We start from the raw sequence: 23,404 nt of genomic DNA, 5'->3' as shown, positions 1-23,404 counted from the left end.
TGTGCTGCGTGAGATTGCGCGGAAGAATCGCAAGCAGCCGCAAGATTTGCGAAAAAAGCTAAAATAAACTATAAAAAATAAACATAAAATAATAAAAAACAAGAAAGGTTATACAGTGACTGAAATCTCTGAATTAAGTGCCGAAGCTTTGCAAGGTTTGCGCGATGATTTTGACGCAAATCCATTGAATCGTTTGGCAATGAACGGCGTTACGGCTGCTGGAATAAACAAGGTGGCGCTCAATTACGACCGCGCACGCCTGCTGCAGCGCCGATTCTCAACGGTTGTGGATAATGGCGACGCAAGGCATCAGGATCATTCTGGTCGCTGCTGGCTATTTAGCTCTTTGAATGTTGCGCGATTTGTGGCTAAAAAATCGCTTAAAGTTAAGGATTTTGAGTTTTCGCAAAATTACGCAATGTACTTCGACAAGCTTGAGCGAATCAACTACTTCTTAAAGGATGTTGCGGCTCTTATTCGCTCTGGTGAGCCTTCTGATTCTCGTTTGTTGCAGCATTTGCTTAGTGATGTTATGGGCGACGGCGGCCAGTGGACTATGGCTATGAACATCTATAAGAAGTATGGTGCTGTTCCAAAGGATTTGTACCCAGAAACCGAGTCTTCTAAAGACACTGGCGATATGAATACTCAGCTTAAAAAGCTTTTGCATACAGCTGTGGCTCATATGTATGCCAACGCTGCCGATATTGACAATATTGTTGACACCACTATGGCTGCGGGGCATAGGATTCTTACAATCCACCTGGGTGAGCCACCAAAGAGCTTCGATTGGGAGTGGACGGACGAGGACGGAAAGTTCCATCGCGATGGCGAGATTACGCCAGTTGAGTTTTGGAATAAGTACGTTACGGCTGGGCTTGAAGACTACGTTTGCTTGGTAGACGACCCGCGCGCGGAGCATCCAAAGGGCAAGAAGATTGCCATTGAGCATTTGGGCAATGTGGCTGGCGGAGATGCAACCGAGTATTTGAACGTGCCAAACCAGTTTATGAAGGATTGTGTGCGTAAGATTCTTGTTGAGCAGGGTATTCCAGTTTGGTTTGGTGCCGATTGCCACCCTATGATGGATCGCGATAATGGCGCTTGGGCTACGGATTTGTTTGAGTATGATCGCGTTTACGGCGTTGATTTTGATCTAAACAAGGAGCAGCGCGTGCGTTTTGCTGATTCGGCTATGAATCACGCTATGGCGTTTGCTGGAGTTGATGTTGCGGATGACGGCACGACTACTCGCCGTTGGCGCGTGGAGAACTCTTGGGGCGCGGATATTGCGGACAAGGGTTACTTTACGATGAGCGATGATTGGTTCACTGAGTACGTGTACGAGGTGGCGGTACCTAAGGCGCTTTTGCCAGAGGAATATAAGAAAGCACTGGAAGAACCAGCAATTGTTTTGCCGGCGTGGGACCCAATGGGCGCATTAGCTTAGCTTGAAATCACTAGGATTTCAAGCTACTCTAATGCGCCCGAGCTTGCTCAAAGTTGAAAGTCCAGTGGACTTTCAACGCAAGCGAGGCCTGCTGCGTCTCGATTGACGCAGCAGGTGCCACACCAAGTAAGGAAAGCACGCTACGCTTCTCAAGCGAAAAGGTAGGTCAGAGCGACTACATAAACTTGTAGTGCTTTTGTAATTGCGTCAAACGCTCTAACATCAAGCGCTGCTTATTTTATAGGATGGTGACAAATGGAATCTACGCCTGATCAACGCATTTCAAGCGCAGTCAAGAAGGCTCTTGAAAACGGCATGAATCCGCTTGATTCGTCTAAATTCCAGCGCTGGGAAGACCAGGTTGGCGTAGATCGCATAATCAACCGCCGCGTGTTGGAGCTGGAACCTCTTCCAACTCCTGCACAGGTTCTTGGCGAGTTGCCACTTTCGCCGTATGCGCAAGACATTGTTGCCGAGTCGCGCGATGAGATTCGCCAATGCCTTAACGGAGATGACGATCGCTTGCTTGTAATCGTTGGGCCTTGCTCGGTTCACGACCCCGCTGCGGCTCTTGACTACGCAGCTCGCTTGGCTGATTTGCGCGCAAAGCTCGAAGGCGAGCTTTTGATTGTTATGCGTGTTTACTTTGAAAAACCGCGCACAACAGTTGGCTGGAAGGGCTTAATTAACGACCCAGATATTGACGGCACGAACGATATTCACAAAGGTTTGCTTTTGGCGCGTCGAACGCTTCTTGGCGTGTTAGACGCTGGCCTGGCTGCAGCAACCGAGTTTTTGGAGCCGACTAGCCCTCAGTTTATTGCGGATGCGGTTAGCTGGGGGGCGATTGGCGCGCGCAACACGGAATCGCAGATTCATCGCCAGCTTGCTAGCGGTCTTTCTATGCCAGTCGGATTTAAGAACGCCACAGATGGTTCTGTTACGGTTGCCGTCAATGGCTGCTTGGCGGCTAGTCAGCATCACACTTTCTTTGGAATTGACCATCTTGGGCGTGCGTGCGCTGTGCAAACGCTTGGAAACCCTGATTGTCATGTTGTTTTGCGCGGCTCTAGCAAGGGGCCAAACTACGATGCGGCTTCTGTTGCGGCGGCTGTTGCGGCGGTTCGTTTAAGGCTTGGCACAAACTGCATGGCGTCTAATGGCGTTGTAATCGATTGCTCGCACGGGAATTCTGGCAAAGATGAGAATCGTCAGATTCAAGTTGTACAAGATATTGCGGATCGATTTGCGCACGGAGAAAATGGCATTAAAGGCGTTATGATGGAGAGCTTCTTGCAAGGCGGAAACCAAGATTCTGCGCCTTTGAGCGAACTTGAGTACGGAAAGTCGATTACGGATCGATGCATTTCTTGGGAAGATACCGAGCGATTGCTTAACACGCTTGCGCAGTCTGTTTCTTCTCGCCGACTTAAGTCTTGATTTTCCCGAGAATGTTGGGCGGCTTCCTATTTGGTGTGTAGGAGGGCTGGGTGTTTCTACGCTCGCGCGTTACAGCGCGCTCACTACTTCGCCGCGCAGAAGCAATGCTTCTGCTTTGAGCGGCTCAGCGAATCGAGGTGACTTCTCGCGCATTATGCAGCTCGAAGTCGTCGATTCGCATTACAATAAATCCTCAAATAGTCAGCATTTTTGAACAAAGGAGTGCAAAATGTGTGGATCACCAGCCCCCGAGTACAACAGTCTTCCTAAAGATAAAGATGGCGTTTTAAGCCGCGCTCTGCCAATTGTGCGATACGCGATTTTTGCGCTTTTGCTTGCTGGCGCATTTCTTCTTGCGTTTGCCTGGTATCGTGGCACTCACAGCAAAGGCTACACAGTTGTTACCTGTTCTGCACTATGGTTTAGCGTTATTGTTCCGTTTATTACGCTGATTGTACTTTGCGTTTTTGTGCGCGGATGGCGTCTTGTTGTTGGCTCTATAATTTGCGTTTTGCTAATAGCGTCTTTCTTTGGATTTATTGCGCTTCAAAATCAAATCATGGACTTTTTGAATGTTCCCGCCACAAATCCTTGGTTTGAATTTACGTGCAACGCTTTGCTAAAAATTGCAACCGCATCTTTTGTTATTATGTGTTGTGTAAGCGTATTTTTGATTAGACGCAATGTAACATACGAGATTAAAGGATGATTTGACGAATGCCTAAGTTTACAAAAATCGCCATTGTTGGCGCTATGGAAGAAGAAGTTGCACACATTGCCGCTTCTCTTAGCAATGTTAAGCATAATAAAGCCGCCAGCTTAGACGTATCTTGTGGCATGCTTGAATGCGAAGATGGCGGAAAAATCGAAGTTGCCGCTACTGTTGGTGGAATGGGCTTAGTAAATGCCGCCGCAACTGTGCAGTATTTAATTGATGCGTACAAGCCTCAGGCTGTAATCTTTTCGGGAATTGCGGGAAGTCTCAATAAAAATTTGCATACGAATGATGTTGTTCTTGGAAAAACATTGAGATATTTAGACACCGACATGCGCATGATTAATCAGTGGAAGCCGTTTACAAACGAATACCATTCAGACGAGTATCTTCTTAAAACTGCAGACAGCGTTTTAACAAAGATGGGCATTAACCACATTTTGGGAACAATCGCATCTGGTGGATATTTTGTAGACACGCCCGAAAAAGTGGCGGAAGTTATTGAGGCGACTCAAGCGGATGCTGTAGAAATGGAAGGCGCTGCGATTCTTCACGTGGCTGCAAGAAACGACGTTCCAGCGTTAGTTGTGCGCGCAATGAGCGACAATGCAGACACAAAATACGAGGAGTTCCACACTTTCGACATATCCGAATACGCGGATACGGCTGCAAAAATGACGGTAAATATTGTTAGGAATTTGTAGAATTCAACACGCCGATGTGGTCGCCGACGCGCAGCATCGCTAAACAAAAAGCGAGTAGTGCTAAATGCCGCCATTTTTTGAGTGCAATCAGATTTTGGCGGCAAGGTTTTTACCCACCTCTTATGATTGGCATCGTTAATAGAAGAAAAAGGTAATAAGAAATAAAAGATGCCAGTTTTAAACATTAGTTTAAATAGTTTAAGAGGAAAATTTGCGGTAGGTTATACGAGAAACGTAGATTGGCTGGCATGATGGCAATTCTTCTTGAAAGGAATGAAGAATATGCGTAAAAATGCAGTAAATAATGCAGTAAAGAATAATGCAGTAGAAAATCAATCAATCAAATTGAACATAAAGTGGAACATGCGCGCGATTGCAGCAGGATTGTTAGCGTCCGCAACTTTAGTGAGCTTTGCAGCTTGCGGAGATAATGTTCCTGCAAGTAGTTCGCAATCATCCGCAAATACTGGCGCAAAAATCGTAGGAAATTTCCAAGGCTCGGGTGCGTCTTCCCAGCAGGTTGCTGTAGAAGCGTGGGTTGCAGGATTTCAATCCAAAAATTCTGGCGCTAAAATCGCCTATAATCCAACTGGCTCGGGTGCAGGAGTTACAACGTTTATGACTGGAGCTACAGCGTGGGCTGGATCCGATAAATCGCTAAGCGACGACGAGTTAGAAAAGTCAAAGTCGGTTTGCGCAAATGGCACTACAGCTTTTGACGTTCCAGTATACGTTTCTCCAATCGCAGTAATCTTTAATCTAAAAGGCGTTTCGGATGCTGGAAAACACATAAATATGGACGCTTCTACAATCGCAAAAATCTTCGACGGCAAGATTACGCGTTGGAATGACGATGCGATTAAATCGCAAAATCCAAAGCTAAAGCTACCAGATAAGGCGATTACAGTTGTTCACAGGTCCGATAAATCTGGTACAACGCAAAACTTCTTAAGCTACATAAAAGACGTTGCGCCAAACGATTGGACCTACGATCTTAGCGAAAATTGGCCAAATAGCGTGGGCCAGGGCGCAAAAGGCACATCTGGCGTTGTTTCCACAATCCGCATGGCAGACGGAGCGATTGGATACGCGGACTTTTCGCAAGTTGGAAAGCTTGGAACTGTGGCAATAAAAGTGGGAGATTCTTACAACGAGATTAGCCCAGAAGGCGGCTCTATAACAGTTAATGATTCAAAGATTGACGAAGATGCGGCCGCAAAAGCAAAGCACCGCGTTGTTGTTAAAATAAACCACAAAACGGAAGAAAAAGGCGCTTACCCAATTGTGCTAGTTTCTTACGATATTGTGTGCGGTGCTTACAAAGATGCTGCAACTGCACGATTTGCAAAGTCTTGGCTTAGCTACGTTACTAGCAAAGAAGGCCAGGCTGCGGCTCAAGATGCTGCTGGAACCGCGCCTTTGCCAGAAAAGCTTATGGGCAGGATTAACAAGTCGGTTCAGTCTATAGGCAAGTAAAAATAGCATTTTGCTAAGGTTTTAGAGTAGTTAATAGAGTAGTCAATATATTGCTACTGATAGCATTTATATAATGACTACAAAAGGAGCATGAGTGAGTTCTAAACAAAGAACTGAAATCAGTAAAGATGCGCACAAAAGTGGCCATTTTGCAGGTGGTTTTGCAGGTGGTTTTGCCGACCGCTTGTTCAAAAACGTAGCTCTTGCTTGCGGATTGCTGATTTTAATGGTGCTTACAGCTGTGGCACTGTTCTTGCTGTTTCAAGCGTGGCCTATTATAGGCGCAAACAAAAGCCAAGTAAGTCAAGTATTTTTAGACTTTACTGGCGGCAAAGCGCACGATTTTCTAGGCTACGTAGCGCCGATGGTTTTTGGCACCGTTCTTATGTCTGCACTCGCTCTGCTCTTTGCATTTTTTGTTTCGATTGGAATCGCGCTGTTTATAAGCCACTATGCTCCGCCAAAAATAGTGCCGCTTTTAAGTGGCGTTGTTGATTTGCTTGCTGCGATTCCGTCCGTAATCTATGGTCTTTGGGGCGGATTGGTGTTGGTGCCATCCATATACCCGTTCTGGAAGTTTATTTCGCACATTTTTGGCTGGATTCCGCTTTTTGCGGGTCCTGCGGCAAGTCCTTCGCGTAGTGCTGCAACCGTTAGTATTGTTCTGGCAGTTATGATTTTGCCGATTATAACCTCTATGGCGCGAGATATTTTCCAGCAAGCTCCACAATTGCAACAAGAAGGCGCGCTCGCGCTTGGTGCCACAAAGTGGGAGATGATAAAGCTAGCGGTTTTGCCGTTTGCAAAGTCGGGAATTGTTTCCGCGTCTATGCTTGGTCTTGGTCGTGCTTTGGGCGAGACAATGGCAGTTCTTATGATTTTGTCTCCAGGATTCACCTTTAAATTCAACATTTTGCAAGCTTCACAAAACCAAACGATTGCAGCAAATATAGCAGCGCAATACCCAGAAGCAAACGGATTGGGTGTTAGTGCGCTTATTGCTACAGGTTTGGTGCTGTTTGTTATTTCATTCGCTGTAAACCTTATTGCTCGCAAAATCACGGGAAAGGCGAGTGCATGATGCAAAATTCGGAATCTTTGCAAGTTGGCTCTGTTGGGGTTGACCAGGCTGTTGGCTCTTCTGAAGCCAGCCTCGAATCTCCAAAAATCGACTTTAACAAGTTCCGCCCAACGCGCTCTAGAATCGCAAGTCGTAAGCGAAAAGACGCGTTTATGCGCGTTCTAATCTTTTTGTCTTTTATAATTGCGCTAATTCCGCTACTTTCTTTGCTTTTTACCACTATTGTAAACGGCATTAAGCGTCTAAACCTTGATTTTCTAACGCATAATATGACTTATGTTGTTGGAGGCGCAGCCACTGGCACAGGCGGTTACGGTGGTATTTTGCACGCCATTATTGGAACTTTGGAGATTACTCTTGGCGCAATGGCAATTTCGATTCCGATTGGAATTATGTGCTCCGTGTATTTGATTGAGTACGCGCGAGGAAGTCGCTTAGCTAGGGTGATTAATCTTGTTGTAGACGTTATGAGCGGAATTCCTTCGATTGTGGCTGGCTTGTTTGCGTTTTCTAGCTTTACGATTTTTGTAGGCCCTGGAACAATCAATGGTTTTGAAGGGTCGGTTGCGCTTTCGCTGCTTATGCTGCCAACTGTTGTTAAATCGTGTCAAGAAATGTTAAAAATTGTGCCGAACGATTTGCGTGAAGCGGCTCTGGCTCTAGGCGTTACAAAACAGCGCATGATTACAAAAATCGTGTTGCGCACCGCGTTGCCTGGCATTGTTTCTGGCTGTATTCTTGCGGTTGCGCGCGTGGTTGGAGAGACGGCTCCGCTTTTAATGGCAGCTGGGTTTATTGCATCCACGAATTTCAATCTTTTTGACGGGCAAATGACCACTTTGCCAGTGTACGTTTACCAGGAGTATTCCAAGCTTTCGGCAAATTGCCCAGCTAACGCGCCTGCTTCGTGTGTTACTACGATTCCAATGGAGCGCGCGTGGGCGGCGGCTTTGGCGCTGATTGTGATTGTTTTGCTGCTGAATATTGTTGGGCGAGTTGTGGCTCGAGTGTTTTCAGTAAAGGCAAAATAGAGCGAAGTTAAGCGAAACAAAGCGAAGTAAATCAAGGTAAATCAAGGTAAGCGAAGGATTTTAGAAAGTGAGGCGCAAATGGGTCAGCGCATTGATGTTAAGAATTTGAACATTTACTATGGCGATTTTCTAGCAGTAGAAGACGTTAACATAAACATTGAGCCAAACAAGGTTACGGCTTTTATCGGGCCTTCGGGATGTGGAAAATCAACGGTTTTGCGCACTTTAGACCGCATGCACGAGATTACTCCAGGCGCTCGCGTGGAAGGTCAGGTGTTGCTTGAAGGCCGCGATTTGTACGGCAAAGACGTGGATCCTGTGGCCGTTCGCCGAGATGTTGGAATGGTGTTTCAGCGCCCAAATCCTTTTCCAACAATGTCTATTCGAGAAAACGTTCTTGCAGGTGTGCGCTTAAACAATCGCAAGATTTCTAAGCAAGATGCCGACGACTTAGTTGAGTGGGCTTTGCGTGGCGCGAATTTGTGGAACGAGGTTAAAGATAGACTCGATAAGCCAGGAATCGGGCTTTCTGGCGGCCAGCAGCAACGACTTTGCATTGCGCGAGCCGTGGCTGTGCATCCGCAAGTGCTGCTTATGGACGAGCCTTGCTCTGCTCTAGACCCAATTTCTACGCTTGCTGTGGAAGATTTGATTAACGAGCTTAAGCGCGATTACACGATTGTGATTGTAACGCACAACATGCAGCAGGCCGCGCGCGTGGCCGATTACACTGCGTTCTTTAACCTTAAGGCGGTTGGAAAACCAGGGCATCTTGAGTACTTTGCAGACACCACCACTATGTTCAACAATCCGCGCAATGCGGAGGCGGAACGCTACATTTCTGGCCGATTTGGGTGATTTTGCCGCGATTTTTGGGCGATTACTGTGTGATTTTTGCATAATTTTTGCGCTATTTTTGCGTGATTTTTCTTTGGTCAGCACGTGCGCGTAAGGTCGAACCTGTTCGGTTGTTCAAAGTTCTACAAGTTGTTTCTAATTCTCGCGAGTTTTCTAGAGTGTTCGTTCTTCTTGTGTGCTTTGCGCGCTGAGCGAGTCGCAGTAACCTCTGCGTGAATGCCCAAATGTAATTGCGTCCGCGATTGCTCAAGTGCTCTCGCCACGCTTTTTATGGTCTTTTGCGCTGTAAAACCAAGGAACCGAGTTTATGGAAAAGTTCTTCCATCTCAAAGAAAACGGCACGAATGTATCAACGGAGATCACTGCAGGTCTCACTACATTCTTTGCAATGTCGTACATTATTGTTGTAAACCCAATGATTTTAAGCCAAACTGGCATGCCTAAGGGTGGCGTTTTCCTCGCTACAATCATTGCAGCAATCATTGGCACGCTTGTTATGGGCTTGTTTGCTAACGTGCCTTACGCTCAAGCTGCTGGCATGGGTCTTAACGCATTCTTTACTTACACAGTGTGCTTTGGCCTTCATTTTACGTGGCAAGAAGCCATGTGCATGGTGTTCTTGTGCGGTTTGATTAACATCATTATTACCGTTACCAAGATTCGTAAAATGATTATTCGTGCCATCCCAACTTCGCTGCAACAAGCGATTGGTGGTGGCATTGGTTTATTCGTTGCATACGTTGGTATTATGAGCGTTGGCTTAATCACTTTTACTTCTAAAGATCCTGCCGCCGCCGCTAAGAGTAAGCCAACCGCTGCTATTCCAGGCCTTGCTGTTATTAACAATCCTATTTTGTGGCTATTCCTTATTGGACTTGTTTTGGCTATTGTTCTTACCGTTCTTAAGGTTCGCGCAAGCCTGCTTATTACGATTATTGCAACCTCTTTGGTTGGTATTCCGCTTGGATTGACTTCGCTGAATAACGCCGTTTCTGTTACAGACGCTTTTGCTCAGCTTCCAACCACCTTTGGTGCTATTTTTGGTCCGCAAGGTTTCCCTGCGCTCTTCTCTAATCCAGCACGCATTCCGCTTGTTTTGGTAACTATTTTCGCCTTCTCTATGTCGGATACTTTCGACACTTTGGGAACGTTTATTGGTACCGGCCGCCGAACTGGCATCTTCTCGGAGGAAGATGAGAAGGCTTTGGAAAACGGCTCTGGCTTTAGCTCCAAGATGGATCGCGCACTGTTTGCTGATTCGATTGCAACCTCGGTTGGCGCAATCTGCGGTACTTCTAACACCACTACTTACGTTGAGTCTGCTGCTGGTATTGGTGCTGGTGGCCGCACTGGTTTGACTTCTGTAGTTGTTTCCGTGTGCTTTGCGCTTTCGATTGTTCTTGCGCCATTTGCCAGCGCTGTTCCTGCGGCTGCCACGGCTGGCGTGCTTGTAGTTGTAGGCTGCATGATGGCAAGCTCGTTAAAGGAGATTGCTTGGGACGATATTTCCGAAGCTATTCCTGCGTTCTTTGCCGCCGTGTTTATGGCGTTCTCTTACTCGATTTCTTACGGCATTGCCGCTGGATTCATCATGTACTGCTTAGTTATGACTTGCAAGAAGCGTGCTAAAGACGTTCATCCAATGCTTTGGATTGTTTCGATCTTGTTCATTCTTGACTTTGTTGCTAACGCAGTTTTGTAAAGAATTTATAAGACATTGATAAGGTATTGACATTGTCGCGTGTGGGTATTAAACTTGCCCAACGTAAACCACAGACCGTTGGTGGAGTCGCAAGATTCCTGAAAATGATGTGTCATGCCAGCACAGGTTGAGCAGTGATGGTTGCATTTATTTGCGATTTATCACAAACTTTTTAACACTATGTGTTTCTTATTGCTCTGCCGTGCGCAGGCTTTCGATATATTATTTCCATTCCAGCGGCCAATTTAGGAAGGAACGCCATGAAGAGGCCCGAAAAGGAAGCGGTAGTTGCAGAGCTTACGGATTTGTTCCGTAACGCCGACGCTGTCTACCTTACCGAGTACCGCGGGCTTACAGTTCCGCAGATTTCTTCTCTGCGCGAAAAGCTAGGCCGCGATACTTCCTACTCTGTGGCTAAGAATACGCTTGCTCGCATTGCCGCTAAGGAAGCGGGCATTGAAGGTCTTGATGAGCTTCTTGCTGGCCCAACTGCAATCACCTTTGTAAAGGGCGATTTCATTGAGGCTGCTAAGACCTTGCGTGATTTTGCCAAAGAGAATAAGACCCTCGTCATTAAGGGCGGTTTCGCAGATGGAACCGTTTACGATGCCGAAGGCGCCAAGCAGCTGGCAGACCTCAAGTCTCGCCCAGAATTGCTTTCCGAGATGGCTGGCGCGCTCAAGGGCACCATGTCCAAGGCCGCCTACCTGTTCAACGCTTTGCCAACCAAGGCAGTGCGTACTATCGACGCTTTGCGCGAGAAGCAGGAAAAGGCCGCTTGATTCCCTTGCAGCTTGCTGCATGAGACCAAAAAATAATAAAAATGTTATGGCTCTAAGGCACAAGGTGTGTCTGGCCAAGTAAGAAAGGAAGCCATTATGGCTAAGCTCACTAGCGAAGAGCTTCTTGAAGCTTTCGGTGAAATGACCCTCGTCGAGCTTTCTGAGTTCGTCAAGGCCTTTGAAGAGAAGTTCGATGTTGAGGCTGCTGCTCCTGTAGCTGCTGTTGCTGCTGCTCCAGCCGCTGCTGCTGGCGCTGCTGAGGAAGAGAAGGACGAGTTTGACGTTGTCCTCGCTTCTGCAGGTGATCAGAAGGTTGCCGTCATCAAGGCTGTTAAGGCTTTGACTGGCCTCGGCTTGAAGGAAGCTAAGGACATTGTTGACAATGCTCCAAAGCCAGTCCTCGAGAAGGCTAAGAAGGAAGATGCCGACAAGGCTAAGGCTGCTCTTGAAGAAGCCGGCGCAACCGTTGAACTTAAGTAGTTCTAGGCTCTTTTGTTAACTTTGTTAACGCATGCGTCTGGTTGCTAGCGTGATTTGCTAGTGCATTAGTCGCAAGCGTGAATCGAAGGCGGCAAGGTTTTTGTGATTATCACGAATTCCTTGCCGCTTTTGCTTATCTGCAACATAGAATCTACTTTCCCGTGTTTGTTCCCTTTTGCCCGTGTTTGTTCCCAAAATCGACCAAAACGTAAACAAACGTGGGTGAAAATAAACAAACGTGGGGAAGTGTGCCCGGGTTTGTTCCCAAAATCGGCCAAAACGTAAACAAACGTGGGGGAAAAGAAACAAACGTGGGGAAGTGTGCCCGTGTTTGTTCCCAAAATCGGCCAAAACGTAAACAAACGCGGGAAAAAAGAAACAAACGTGGGCGCGACGACCTGCCTGAGCGCTTAGAGCGTAGTGCGCGAACGACTTTCCCGCATTTGTTTCCAAAATCGTCGCGGCAAAGTGGCATAATAGGAAGGCTTGTGACTGGAGGAGTAATCCGCTAGCACAGCACAGCAATATAAGTTGCGGGAGGATCCTTAAAACGGCTTAATATCAACGTTTTTAAGGCGCCGATTTAACCGCTTCAAAAGAAAGAAGAACCATATTATGGCTCCAAAAAAGAAAGTCTCTGCGCTTATTAAGCTCGAGATTCAGGCTGGTAAAGCAAATCCAGCCCCACCACTGGGTCCTGCATTAGGCTCCCACGGCGTAAACATCATGGACTTCTGCAAGGCCTATAACGACCAGACGAAGGACAAGATGGGTCAGATCGTTCCAGTAGAGATTACTGTTTACGAAGATCGTTCCTTCACATTCATTCTTAAGACCCCACCAGCCGCTGCTTTGTTGCTTAAGGCTGCTGGCATTCCAAAGGGCACCGAGAACCCATTGACCCACAAGGTTGGTTCTGTAACCAAGGCTCAGGTGCGCGAAATCGCCGAAATCAAGATGCCAGATCTTTCTGCACGAGATGTTGAAGCTGGTATGAAGATTATCGCGGGCACTGCTCGCTCGATGGGTATTACCGTTACCGACTGAAAGTGAGTGGAAAAAATGGTGAAGCGTTCTAAGAAGTATCGTGAAGCGGCCGAGAAGATTGACCGTAACAACCTTTACACCCCAGCTGAGGCTATTGCTTTGATTAAGAGCATGCCAAAGTACGCTTTTGACGAGTCCGTTGAGGCTGTTATGCGCCTTAATGTGGATCCTCGCAAGGCCGATCAGTTGGTTCGTGGCGTTGTAAACTTGCCTAATGGTACTGGTAAAACCGCTAAGGTTTTGGTGTTTGCTCGTGGCCCAAAGGCTACTGAGGCTCAAGAAGCTGGCGCAGACATTGTTGGCGATGACGAGCTTATCGAGAAGGTTGCCGGTGGCTTCCTTGACTTCGATGCCGTTGTTGCAACCCCAGACATGATGGGCAAGGTTGGTCGCCTTGGTCGTGTGCTTGGTCCTCGTAGCTTGATGCCAAATCCTAAGACTGGCACCGTTACAATGGATGTTGCAAAGGCTGTTGCCGATATTAAGGGCGGTAAGATTGAGTTCCGCGTTGATCGTCAGGGCAATCTTTCCTTCCTCTTTGGCAAGCTTTCCTTCGACGAGAAGGCTCTTGAAGAGAACTTCAAGGCTGTTGCCGATGAGATTCGCCGCTTGAAGCCTACTACCATTAAGGGTCGTTACATTACTAAGGTAACGATTACCTCTACAATGGCTCCTGGCGTTCCAGTGGATATTGCAAGCATTGCTGCGTGATTTTAGCAAGCATAGCTGAGTAATTTTATTAGCGCTGAAAATAGTGTGTTCTTTTATAGATTGCACCATTTTCGGCGCTTTTATTTTTATATTCTTTTCAAACAGCGTCGCCAAGTGCGGTAGAGATTCGAGATTTTTCGCCCTGAATGAGATGAACCTCAGCACCGAAGGTGGTGACTCGCCGAGAGAGCAAGAAAAATCGAGAATCTCGGTGATTAAAGCTACGAAAAAGTTCTAGATATCCAGAAGGTTTGATGTATTTCTCTACGAGCAATAAAAGAGGAGCGTAGCGACGGGACTTGCGAGGAGAGAAATACTCAAACCTCGCGCAATACCAAGTAAGGAAAGCAATTATGTAAGTATTTGCTGAGTGTATTGCATGGCGCGCCGAAAATCTCAACAAAATACGTCAATGTTTTAGAGCGCAGAATCGCGGATGCGCCCGATTGTAATCGCAGTTTGCAAAACGTATGCTTCACGCGGGTCAGTGGCATCCCAGCCTGTTGTTTGCGCCACTTTGCGCAAGCGGTATCGTATTGTGTTTGGATGCACGTTAAGATTGTGCGAAGTTTGATCCAGCGCGCCGCCAAATCGCAAGAAAGCGTCGACTGTTTGCAAAGTCGGGTCGTCTGGGTTGTACGGCGCCAAGCTTTGATACACCTTAGTGTACAAGGTTTCTACGGCGGTTTCGTCGCCTATAAGCGCGCGCTCTGGAAGAACGTCGTCGCATCGTATTATTTGCGGCAAATGTGTTACAGACGGCGCAACGGCAAGCGCTGCAAGTGTTGCCGTGATTTCTTTGCATATTTTTTGCGCGCCAACCACCACACCGCTTATGCAAACAGGCCTTCCCGACTTTGCAAACACTTCGCACATCTTGTTTAGGGCTGTTGTGTTTGGATTTTCTTTTAGCGCAAGAATGATTATGTGCGAAGGCGCCGCATCTTTGCATTTGCTCGCGTCGACGCTTTCCCCCGATTTGCCGCCGATTTTCCACGTTTTTGCACGCGCGCTAATGGCGTCTAGCTGCACGCGGTCAACTATTGCATCGTATGCGCCGCATACGCCAAGTTGCGTCCAGATTGCGCGTCTTAAAGAGTCCGTATTGTTTTGCGCCGCATGCGCGCCCGCGTTTTGCGGTGTGGGATTTGGGTTGTCGTCATTTGCGTTCGATTCCGTTTTATACGTTCCCGCAATCGCCACAAATCGCGTATTTTCTTGCCATTGCAAGAGGTGCATTAGCGCGCTTACGCGACTATCTGCAATGCCGTTCATAAGGCATGTTGCGATTAGCGTGTGCAATCGCAAGCGTGTTGCCGCGTCAAAAACTTTGCCGTCTCGAATGTCAAAAATCCCAAGTGCATCTTCGCTTTTTGGAGCGCATGGCATTGGTGTAAAGCTTGGGGTAAAGCCTTGTGTAAAGCCTTGTGTAAAGCCTTGTGCGCTAGATTCTTCAGCAGATTCGCATGCTTCACCGCGTGTGCTATCTGGCTTTACGCCTGTAAGAATTGTAAGAAAGTCAGTGTTTTCGTCCATTCACTCCCTCAATCCTTGTGCGTATTCTTGTGCGAGTCCTCATGCGCATTATCATGCGTCAAATCGCAAACCATTTTATCACTTTGGCGGCATGTGTTACGGCATGTGCTACTGCATGAGTTACGGCATGTGTTATAAGCGCTATCCCTTACAAACATTAGAAGCGTAAAGAAGAACACAAACGTAATCGGCAGCATGTGTCGCTCAAAATTGTTTGCAGGCGCCAGCACCATTACGCCCATCAAAAGCGCAAGCGGCGCGTGCAAAACCAGCGTTTTCCACCTGCGCAGCACTATCTCGGCAACGCCAATCAGCAATGTTGCAACAACATACAGGTTTCCGTGAATAATCCACCCAAGAATCGGCGTATCGCTCCACGATTCCGCGCTGCTCGATACGGTGCTGCGCCAGTCGGGCAGCCAGTAGCGAATCCACTCAGAATTCTTTATATTCTCGGTGTTTACATAGTATTCGGGGCCAACATAAGGCACGTCTAGAATGTCAAAGTAGCCGTACGACTTTGCTAGCAGCGCGTCCGTTGCCACAATCGGGCTGTGTGTAATCATAAGCAACCATGCGTGGTTAAGCTTTTTCATGTCATCTTTTGTAATATAGCGCCAGCGGTAGCTCACTTTTTTAGACTGCAATCCCGAAGATTTTACAGGATCCGCGTCTTGCTGATTATAGGCTTCGGCAGCTTGACTAAGATTGAAAATTGGCGATATTGCGCGCTTTGCTGCATGCGGTATGCTTTTTGGATCTAGCTTTGCGATTCTGGCGATTTGCTGAATCTGTATTCCGCGGCTTTCGATTGGGTCGCCATTTATAATCGCGCCGCTAGAAATGGCAAGCACAATTGCGCCGTGTATAAAAACGGTTGGAAGAAGAATGCACAAAACCCAGATTTTCCAACGTTTTCTGCTAGATATAATCAGCAATACAAATTGAATCGCAAGAATGTACCACGCGTATTTTGCGGCAATCAGCATAATGCACACGCTGATTATTAATTCGACGATTGTGTGTACGGCTGGCTTTTGCTTGAATTCCAGGCAATTAAGCTCGTACATTATGCCAAACCACCACGCAAATGCAAACGCAAACAGCGGCGATTTTGTAAGCGAAATTGTTGAAAACACTACGAGTGGGCTAAATAAAAATGTGATTATTACGGCGGCGCGCAGGGCGATTGGTGTTGGTGTTGGTGCTGTTGCACATGGCGCGCATCCAGCTTGCGATTCGCTTGTTTTAGCATTAGCCCACGGCGTGTTTAAGAATCGGTTTGCGGTTGCAGTGCAACAAAATGCCGCCAGCACAAATTGCATAACGGCAAGCAACACGATTCCTGCGTCGTTCGACTCTGTAAAATAGCGCGATATTGCGGCTGTGGCACCGTAAATAAGCGTTAAAACAATGTTGTGTTGGTCGCTTAAGTACGTTGGTTTTGCGGGCCAAAGGTAGTGCGCCGTAGGGTAAATGTCTGCTGGAACAAAGCTAAAGAAGCCAATGTATGGCTGTTTTAAGCCAGTTACTTGATTCCACGCCCAGCTGTATTCGCGGATTTGCGAGCAAATGTCGGCTCCGTATGCGGCGAGCAGCGTTATGGGCGCCCACAGCCAGCCGATAATCAGCGTTAGAAAAATGTTTCGTTTGCGGCAGGTTGAGTGGTAAAAACACCACTTTAGGGCGCGTTTTGCGTTAAAAAATGCGGCGCGGAGGGTTGTGGCGATTTTTGTTTGTGATTGTTGTGATTGCTGCGTTTGACGCGTTTGGGATTCTGCTTGCAATGATTTTGCGCGCATAAACCTTACGATTTTTGGCATAACTCCGTTTTTGCCAAAATAAATAAGAACCCTCAAAATTGCGTAATATGCGCAAAATGCGATTACAAAAATCAGTGCATTTAACCAGTTAAAATCTGTTAAAGATCCTTGTGCGCGGTAGATTACACCCAGGCTCGTGCAGGTTGCAAGAAAAACGCATGTAAAAACGATTAGCGAGTTTGCGGCGATTTTGCTTGCCGCGTTTATGCTCGTTTTAATGCGTTTCATGTTTCACCTATATACTCTATACATCTGTGTTTTTCTTGCACTCTAATTATACCCGCTATAAAATCGCTCGCGAGCTTCCCGAAAATGTTGTTCAACACGGCAAAATCAACAACATTCTCGGGAAAAACTTACCGAGAATGTAGCTCAAAATGGCAAAATTAACAACAAAATCGGGAAAAACTTACCGAGAATGTAGCTCTAGACGGCGTGTTGAACGCGAATTGGTGTTGAAATTTCACAGGGGGGGGGGGTATATTATTAACGGCTCATAATAAGCATCATCTGTAGCAGCTCTGCAGATGCTATTTATTTATAAATTTTGCACTTGTTTGCAATCTTAGTAAATACTCAGGGAAGGAGATGTGCCAATGAGTGATTTACATCGCGGTAGCCGTTTCCTTCGATTATTGCGCTCAATTTGCGCTAAAACAGCTTGTGTGCGTCGCGCGATTGTTGCGCTTTTTGTTGCCGTTGCTACTATTCTTGCCACTTTTATGATTATGCCATCCGCCTCTATGGGCGCTAGCTCGCAAAATGAATCTAATCAGGAGCGAACTCAAGCCGAAAAGCCTGAGAATAAGACTGCAGCGGATGTTAATACAGCTGAAAACAAAGCTGATGCAAAAGGCGGGGCTTCTGCAAGCGGAGAAAATGGTGAGTCTAAATCTGCAGACCTAAGAGCTGTGGAGTCTGTAAATCCGCAACCTTCTACCAATCCAGACGACTCTAATGCAGATCACGCACAAAACGTTGATTCAGAGAAAAAGCAAGGCGCTGCCAAGGAAGACGCAAATAAGAACCCAAATAAAGATGCTAAAAAAGACGCTGCTGAACGCGCCAAAAAAGAAGAATCTGCAAAGGAATCTCGTCTCCAAGAGCGTTCTGTAAAAGAAGAGAATCGCGCTGCCAATGGCGGTGTTGAGCTTCCAAAAGAGTGCAAAGATGCTGACATAACAGAACTCGCAAAATGCTATGTAGCAGAGTATTTTTATACTATTAAAAGGAAAAAAAAGGTTGCAATTAAAAAATCTATTACAATAAAAGACATAGGTGAATCTCATACTATAACGCCAGTGTTTCGTCGTGTTAAGAAAATTAATAATAAGGGTATTCCGACAATAGACGAAAAAACAGACGCATCTAGTAGTGTTAAAGGCCTTATTGAAAGTTTTTCTTTAGAGAGACTTTCAACTGTAAGTACTGCACTTGAGTCAAATGTAGAAAATAATGATTTTGTTAAAGTAAATCCTACTTCTGGCGAAATTAAAATACATGCTAATAAATGGTTGAATAATGGCAGTTATTATGTGTTTATAAAGGTAAAATATAAAGACAATTCTACTCTTACTCATTCGCAATGGTGCACTAATAGCTGTGATTCTTCATATAATAAATATTCACGCTTTAGTATACAGATTATATACAAAAATCCTACGAATGATGTTTTATCGTTAAAGGTTTATAATCACCAGGACTCTAAAGATCGTGCTGAAGTTAAAGATAACGGTATTGCCGCTACTGTTGAATCGGATGATAAAGGAAACTTTAGCCCAATAACTCCGATTTTTATTGACACTACATCTTCTAAGAGGCCAAATCTTATTTATCATCGCATGATTTGCCATAAAGAGGGTAGTAGTGATTATTACCTTAATTCAATTAATGGCTTAACTCTTAGTGCTAGTGCTAGTTCAACTGGTCAAACTACACAAAAGCAGTGGAAGCATGTTCCAGGAGTTCGCCCAGCTAACGATACACTTAGCGAGTCTAGTGGCAACTTATATGAAAGTGATGATATTATCGAGCGCTCGCAAAGCTGGATTGCAGGCACGCCTAAAGAGGCTGGAACTTTTATATGCAAAGTTCTTGCGCTTAAGGGTGTTAGTGTATCAGTTACAAGTGATAAACTTAGATCTCACACATTTGTTCAAGTATTTGATAGCAAAATTAACGATAATAAAAGTACACTTAAACAGGATCTTTTTGATGATAATGTAAAAGTGGAAAAGATATTCAGTGCGTATGCTCCGCAACCTAATTCCGCTGACGCTCCGCCTTATAACCCGTATGGCATTTTTGAATCGGGTACATATGAAAGAGGGAAAGTCTGGGACGTTAAGACCATTAAGATTGATGTTAAGTCGAATAAACAGGATCAGCCTATAGTTGGGGAAAATGATCTTAAGCTGAAGGTGTATCCGTTTAAGAACAATGATGCTGGCTCTGGTGGCGCTTCTGCGGCGTTGGGTGATGGCGGCACTGTTTCTGTTATGAAGGGAATGGAGCTTAAGCCGTTTATTGAAGCTACGTCTGAGGCGGATTCAACAAAACAAATTACACTTAGAATGTTGTGCGCAAAGGGCGAGAAGCCGAAAGAAAGTAGCGCAGACGCAAGCACTGCAGGTGGCGCAAGTAGTGCAGGTGGCGCAAGCACTGCAGGTGGCGAAGACACTACTGGCAGCGAAGGCAACGCAGGCACTACAGCTAACAATCGTCTTGCGTATAACAATTGGCAATCGCCAGAAAATCTTGGCTTTGATTTCCCAGATGATAATAGTCAAGAAACATGTAAATCAGAAGAAGGCAAGAAGGCTTGCCAGCCTGATTGGGCTGCCGCTAAGTTTGCGGCTACTGCCAACGCCAGCGCTACATTTAAGCCAACGGAAACGGGCGATTACAAGTGCGTTGTGTATGCGCTTAAAGATGCGGCGCTTGCTAAGTTCAAAGCAGAAGTAGCTAAAAACGACGTAACGCCAGACACATTATCCGCCGCCTTTGCATCTGCGAAGCTAACAGCCAACAAAGACTATGCGCAGTTGGCTATTAACATTCACGTGCCAAAAAAATTTGAATTGCCAGACACGGGCGGGCAGAATTGGAACTTGCAGCTGGGCGCTATAGCTGCCGTTATGGTGAGCGTGCTCGCTGCTGGATTTGTTATAAGTCAAAGTGAAGCATGCAGAAAGCTGCTTTACGAAAGGCGGCGATGCTAATGTGAAAGCTGCCTACGTAATAAAGTTGTGCGCGCGTATTAGTGCAGTGCGCGTAGCAAAAATAAAAACATAATTAGATTAACTAAACCAAGATATTTCCAGAAGATATTCCAGGTAGTCAAAAAAACAAAACAAACACACAAACACAAACAAGTATCGAGTAAGTACGTAAACAAGTGCTCAATCGGTACGCAAACACACAAAACACAAACTAAAAACACAAAGTAACTTATCTCAAACAGCTCTTAGGAGCATCGAGTAAAGGAGAAAAGATGAATAAATTAACAAAAAAGTGCGTGGCGGCGATTGCGTCGCTCGCGATGGCTGGCACGCTGTGCGTTGCTGGCGCCGTCACCATGGCCAGCGTTGCGTGGGGTATGCCTCGTCCTCCTGTGCGCCAAGACTCTGTTTCTCAGGAGCCTTGGGGTCAACACGTTCCAACAGGGCCATACAGCATAACAATCGTAAATTGCGATGCAAAGGTGGATACTAGCGCAACTGGCAGCACCACTTCCCAATGCGACGCTAATCACAAGCCTCTTGACGGTGCGGTATTTAAGCTTACGCCAATCAAGAAGATTGGTAAGACTGATCTTACGGCGGCTGATGCTTTTAAGAAAAAAGAAACTTGGGCCGCAATTGCTACCACAATCGATGCTTTGAATCGTGGCAAAGAGGATGAAGCAAAGATTGAGCTTGATGATGCTCAAGCTAATATAAAAACTGCAACGGTTACCAACGGCGAAGCTAAGTTTGAGCAAGTTCCACTCGGCTTCTACAAGGTTGAAGAAACCAAGATGCCTACTGGCAACTACGGCGCAAATGACACGACTGTGTTCTACATGACTTTGCCGCAGATTGAGCGCAAGCCAAAGACAGAAGGCTCCACTGAAATCGTTACAAACTACAACTACAAACCTGTTGTAAAGATTAAGAACAAAGATCTTTCTAGCTCAATCACAAAGGTATTCAGCACCGAAAAGGGCAGCAACGCCGTTTCGGTTAAGGATGCTTTTGACTACGTAATTACTTCGGAAGTGAATCATCCTGCTGGAACTTTGGATGCAGATAGCATTCAAGACTACATGGTATTCGATGACGCTCCAGGTGATGCGTTTGAAAATATTACGGACGCTGCTGTTAAGTCTGTGACTGTTGATGGACTTGATAACGCTCTTGAAAAGGGTACTGATAAAGATTACACCGTTGAAATAAAGCAGAACGCTACTACACAGGCTATTAAAGAGAATGGCGACGACAAGAATCTCGCAGCACAACATACGCGTATCTTAGTTAAGTTCAAGGAGGCTGGCTTGACTAAGATTGCTAATGCTTTGAACAAGGCACAGGCTGGAACTGAGCCTAAGGTTCACGTTACAGTTTCGCTCAAGTTAAGTGAAGCATATAAGGGTACTACTGGTAACAAGAACGAGATTAAGAACAAGTCTGGCTTCTTTAAGTCTCATCCATCTAACACCATTAAGGATCCAACCCCAATCATTCCTGATGGAGGCGTTTCGGATGTTAAGCTTGGCTTACTTCAGGTAAAGAAGTACGATAAGAAGACTCCTACCAACACGCTTTCTGGCGCTGAGTTCAAGATTTTCAACTCGGTAGATAAGGCAGAAGCTTGCAAAGCTGCTTTGCTTACCCGCACTGATGGTAATATTCCTACTGAGTGCTCTGATAGCAATGCTTCCAAGAACTTCACTGGAACCACAAACGGTCAAGGTAAGTTTGAGAACGACCAAAAGGTTGTAGCTGGCAGAACGGTTTACCTCGTTGAGGTTAAGGCTCCTACTGATTACGCTTTAGCTAATGAGGTTAGGGGTGTAACCGTTGAAGAAGGCAAAACAACAACAGTTGACTTCCCTAATACCAAGATTAGCGACCTCAACATTGAAACATGGTTCAATCTTCCTGCAACTGGTGCTGCTGGCGTGATTCTGTTTGCGCTTGCTGGCATTGTGTTGATTGCGGCTAGCGTGTTCCTTTACATGCGCAATCGCAAGGAAGAGGAGCAGGCAAAAGCCTGATGTGCGTAGATAACCAGCGTTGATTAAACGCTGGTTTAGCGTTCAAAAGATTTAGGCACTTTGTACCAGAAGACACGCCGCAGCGTTTGAAACAAAATGCATTGAGCATTTTGTTTCTACGCTGGCGTGTCCTGGTACAAAGTGCTCTAATCTTTTTGCACTACATTCTCGGGAAAAATTTCCCGAAAATGTTGTTCAAAATGGCAAAATCAGCTACAAAATCGGGAAAATCTGCACTAAAACATTGGAGGAGGAATGAAGGCTAAGAAAAAGAAAAGCCCTTTGCGCCGCGCGCTAGAGCCAGTGGTCTTGGCAGTCGCCGCAATCCTATGCTTCACGTACCCAGTGGCGTCAACGCTGTGGAATAATCACGCGTCTAAGCAGCTCTCTGCCATTTACGATAAGCTTAGCCGCGAGCAGCCTAAAGATGCGCGCGCAATTAACTTAGACAAGGCGCGCAAGTATAACGCGCATCGTAGCGCGATTTTTACGGCGGATCCTTATAACGGCACGGATGATTTTAAAAAAACGCCTGAGTATAAAAAGTACGATAGCGTGCTGGATGAGCCAATGGGGATTATGGGAATCGTGAAGATCCCGAAGATTGGCGTTAAGCTGCCGATTTATCACGGCAGTTCGCAAGATGTTTTAGCGTATGGTGCGGGTCACCTGTATGGCACGGATTTGCCAGTTGGCGGCAAAAACAGGCATTCAGTTATTACGGCGCACACGGGTTTGCCGCATGCCACTATGTTTGACGACTTAATCTACCTTAAAAAAGGCGATTTTTTCTATTTGGATATTCAAGGCGAGACCTTACGATACAAGGTGTTTCGTATTAGCGTTGTGGAGCCAAACAACATAAGCTTGTTGCAGCGCGAGAAGGGGCGTGATTTGGTGACTTTGCTCACTTGCACGCCGTACGGTGTGAACTCGCAAAGGCTGCTGGTAACGGGGTATCGCGTGCTGCCCGATCTTGTTAAGGCGCCAGACGATAAGCTGCAGTGGCCGCTTTGGATGACGCTGTTTGTTATTGCGCTTGTTGGGTGCGCGGTGATTCTTGCGACTATGGTTGTGGCGGATGTTAAAAGAAAGCGCGGAAAGCTTGATTTGCGCGCTAAGCATTTGTCGATTCTTGCTTAAATCTGCTTTATTTTCCCGATTTTGTTGTTGATTTTGCTGATTTGAGCTACATTCTCGGGAAAATCTTCCGCATTTTGTACCATATTTGACCCAAATCACGTACAAAAAGCGGAAATAGTCGACGCATTTTGTACCATATTTGGCCTAAATCACGTACAAAGTCGGGAA

18 protein-coding genes are annotated in these 23,404 nt (G+C 46.2%); 16 read left to right on the top strand and 2 right to left on the bottom strand.

Annotation, left to right across the window (positions count from 1 at the left end):
- Positions 1-115 precede the first annotated feature (115 nt).
- The 13 genes from QP420_RS00090 (at position 116) to rplA (ending at position 13,477) form a co-directional block, all read left to right on the top strand.
- Positions 116-1,450, top strand: coding sequence for a C1 family peptidase (locus QP420_RS00090; protein ID WP_060787206.1), 1,335 nt, complete (start codon positions 116-118; stop codon positions 1,448-1,450).
- A 255-nt stretch (positions 1,451-1,705) separates the two neighbouring features.
- Positions 1,706-2,890, top strand: a complete 1,185-nt coding sequence (locus QP420_RS00085) for a 3-deoxy-7-phosphoheptulonate synthase (protein ID WP_060787205.1) — start codon at positions 1,706-1,708, stop codon at positions 2,888-2,890.
- A 229-nt stretch (positions 2,891-3,119) separates the two neighbouring features.
- On the top strand, positions 3,120-3,599 hold the full coding sequence (locus QP420_RS00080) for a hypothetical protein (RefSeq protein WP_060787204.1): 480 nt from the start codon (positions 3,120-3,122) through the stop codon (positions 3,597-3,599).
- An 8-nt stretch (positions 3,600-3,607) separates the two neighbouring features.
- On the top strand, positions 3,608-4,309 hold the full coding sequence (gene mtnN, locus QP420_RS00075; RefSeq protein WP_060787203.1) for a 5'-methylthioadenosine/S-adenosylhomocysteine nucleosidase: 702 nt from the start codon (positions 3,608-3,610) through the stop codon (positions 4,307-4,309).
- Positions 4,310-4,582: 273 nt separating this feature from the next.
- The gene (gene pstS / locus QP420_RS00070) at positions 4,583-5,785 is read left to right on the top strand and encodes a phosphate ABC transporter substrate-binding protein PstS (RefSeq protein ID WP_481616241.1); all 1,203 of its coding nucleotides are present in this window, start codon (positions 4,583-4,585) and stop codon (positions 5,783-5,785) included.
- 118 nt (positions 5,786-5,903) lie between these two features.
- Positions 5,904-6,866 carry a phosphate ABC transporter permease subunit PstC gene (gene pstC / locus QP420_RS00065; protein WP_464405479.1) on the top strand — a complete coding sequence of 321 codons (963 nt, stop codon included), beginning with the start codon at positions 5,904-5,906 and terminating at the stop codon, positions 6,864-6,866.
- Positions 6,863-7,897 (top strand): phosphate ABC transporter permease PstA, encoded by a 1,035-nt coding sequence (gene pstA / locus QP420_RS00060; protein WP_060787201.1) that lies wholly within the window; start codon positions 6,863-6,865, stop codon positions 7,895-7,897. The genes pstC and pstA overlap by 4 nt, the downstream gene beginning before the upstream one ends.
- Positions 7,898-7,975: 78 nt before the next feature.
- Positions 7,976-8,755 carry a phosphate ABC transporter ATP-binding protein PstB gene (gene pstB, locus QP420_RS00055; RefSeq protein ID WP_060787200.1) on the top strand — a complete coding sequence of 260 codons (780 nt, stop codon included), beginning with the start codon at positions 7,976-7,978 and terminating at the stop codon, positions 8,753-8,755.
- A gap of 307 nt (positions 8,756-9,062) precedes the next feature.
- Positions 9,063-10,457, top strand: coding sequence for an NCS2 family permease (locus QP420_RS00050; protein ID WP_060787199.1), 1,395 nt, complete (start codon positions 9,063-9,065; stop codon positions 10,455-10,457).
- Between the two features lie 260 nt (positions 10,458-10,717).
- A complete protein-coding gene (gene rplJ, locus QP420_RS00045) occupies positions 10,718-11,239 on the top strand; it encodes a 50S ribosomal protein L10 (protein ID WP_004112001.1) in 522 nt (173 codons plus the stop codon).
- 96 nt (positions 11,240-11,335) lie between these two features.
- Complete coding sequence (gene rplL, locus QP420_RS00040; protein ID WP_415688929.1) at positions 11,336-11,719, top strand: 50S ribosomal protein L7/L12; 384 nt, start codon at positions 11,336-11,338, stop codon at positions 11,717-11,719.
- Positions 11,720-12,334: 615 nt separating this feature from the next.
- Positions 12,335-12,766, top strand: a complete 432-nt coding sequence (rplK, locus tag QP420_RS00035; RefSeq protein ID WP_004112010.1) for a 50S ribosomal protein L11 — start codon at positions 12,335-12,337, stop codon at positions 12,764-12,766.
- A gap of 15 nt (positions 12,767-12,781) precedes the next feature.
- Positions 12,782-13,477 (top strand): 50S ribosomal protein L1, encoded by a 696-nt coding sequence (gene rplA / locus QP420_RS00030; RefSeq protein WP_060787198.1) that lies wholly within the window; start codon positions 12,782-12,784, stop codon positions 13,475-13,477.
- A gap of 417 nt (positions 13,478-13,894) precedes the next feature.
- On the opposite strand, the gene QP420_RS00025 is transcribed toward rplA, so the two are convergent.
- Together QP420_RS00025 and QP420_RS00020 are read right to left on the bottom strand one after the other, a co-directional pair.
- Positions 13,895-15,013, bottom strand: coding sequence for a helix-turn-helix domain-containing protein (locus tag QP420_RS00025; protein ID WP_481616240.1), 1,119 nt, complete (start codon positions 15,011-15,013; stop codon positions 13,895-13,897).
- Between the two features lie 8 nt (positions 15,014-15,021).
- Entirely contained in the window at positions 15,022-17,064 is a 2,043-nt protein-coding gene (locus QP420_RS00020; RefSeq protein WP_481616239.1) for a DUF6020 family protein, read from the bottom strand.
- A 368-nt stretch (positions 17,065-17,432) separates the two neighbouring features.
- On the opposite strand from QP420_RS00020, the gene QP420_RS00015 reads away from it, so the two are divergent.
- From QP420_RS00015 to QP420_RS00005, 3 genes are all read left to right on the top strand, one after another.
- Positions 17,433-20,057: a hypothetical protein gene (locus tag QP420_RS00015; RefSeq protein WP_481616238.1), complete on the top strand. Its 2,625-nt coding sequence runs from the start codon at positions 17,433-17,435 to the stop codon at positions 20,055-20,057.
- A 272-nt stretch (positions 20,058-20,329) separates the two neighbouring features.
- Positions 20,330-22,093 (top strand): SpaH/EbpB family LPXTG-anchored major pilin, encoded by a 1,764-nt coding sequence (locus QP420_RS00010; protein WP_481616237.1) that lies wholly within the window; start codon positions 20,330-20,332, stop codon positions 22,091-22,093.
- Between the two features lie 255 nt (positions 22,094-22,348).
- On the top strand, positions 22,349-23,236 hold the full coding sequence (locus QP420_RS00005; RefSeq protein ID WP_481616236.1) for a class C sortase: 888 nt from the start codon (positions 22,349-22,351) through the stop codon (positions 23,234-23,236).
- Positions 23,237-23,404 lie beyond the last annotated feature (168 nt).

This window comes from Bifidobacterium sp. UMB1197, from assembly GCF_030217745.1.
Taxonomy (GTDB): Bacteria; Actinomycetota; Actinomycetes; order Actinomycetales; family Bifidobacteriaceae; genus Bifidobacterium; species Bifidobacterium vaginale_B.
This window is presented reverse-complemented; position numbering and strand designations above follow the sequence as displayed.

What these genes read in the sequence shown, in the direction of transcription:
- QP420_RS00085 (WP_060787205.1), top strand. Translation starts at nt 1,706, where the DNA reads ATGGAATCTACGCCTGATCAACGCATTTCAAGCGCAGTCAAGAAGGCT.
- QP420_RS00080 (WP_060787204.1), top strand. Translation starts at nt 3,120, where the DNA reads ATGTGTGGATCACCAGCCCCCGAGTACAACAGTCTTCCTAAAGATAAA.
- mtnN (WP_060787203.1), top strand. Translation starts at nt 3,608, where the DNA reads ATGCCTAAGTTTACAAAAATCGCCATTGTTGGCGCTATGGAAGAAGAA.
- pstS (WP_481616241.1), top strand. Translation starts at nt 4,583, where the DNA reads ATGAAGAATATGCGTAAAAATGCAGTAAATAATGCAGTAAAGAATAAT.
- pstA (WP_060787201.1), top strand. Translation starts at nt 6,863, where the DNA reads ATGATGCAAAATTCGGAATCTTTGCAAGTTGGCTCTGTTGGGGTTGAC.
- pstB (WP_060787200.1), top strand. Translation starts at nt 7,976, where the DNA reads ATGGGTCAGCGCATTGATGTTAAGAATTTGAACATTTACTATGGCGAT.
- QP420_RS00050 (WP_060787199.1), top strand. Translation starts at nt 9,063, where the DNA reads ATGGAAAAGTTCTTCCATCTCAAAGAAAACGGCACGAATGTATCAACG.
- rplJ (WP_004112001.1), top strand. Translation starts at nt 10,718, where the DNA reads ATGAAGAGGCCCGAAAAGGAAGCGGTAGTTGCAGAGCTTACGGATTTG.
- rplL (WP_415688929.1), top strand. Translation starts at nt 11,336, where the DNA reads ATGGCTAAGCTCACTAGCGAAGAGCTTCTTGAAGCTTTCGGTGAAATG.
- rplK (WP_004112010.1), top strand. Translation starts at nt 12,335, where the DNA reads ATGGCTCCAAAAAAGAAAGTCTCTGCGCTTATTAAGCTCGAGATTCAG.
- rplA (WP_060787198.1), top strand. Translation starts at nt 12,782, where the DNA reads ATGGTGAAGCGTTCTAAGAAGTATCGTGAAGCGGCCGAGAAGATTGAC.
- QP420_RS00025 (WP_481616240.1), bottom strand. Translation starts at nt 15,013, where the DNA reads ATGGACGAAAACACTGACTTTCTTACAATTCTTACAGGCGTAAAGCCA.
- QP420_RS00020 (WP_481616239.1), bottom strand. Translation starts at nt 17,064, where the DNA reads ATGAAACGCATTAAAACGAGCATAAACGCGGCAAGCAAAATCGCCGCA.
- QP420_RS00015 (WP_481616238.1), top strand. Translation starts at nt 17,433, where the DNA reads ATGAGTGATTTACATCGCGGTAGCCGTTTCCTTCGATTATTGCGCTCA.
- QP420_RS00010 (WP_481616237.1), top strand. Translation starts at nt 20,330, where the DNA reads ATGAATAAATTAACAAAAAAGTGCGTGGCGGCGATTGCGTCGCTCGCG.
- QP420_RS00005 (WP_481616236.1), top strand. Translation starts at nt 22,349, where the DNA reads ATGAAGGCTAAGAAAAAGAAAAGCCCTTTGCGCCGCGCGCTAGAGCCA.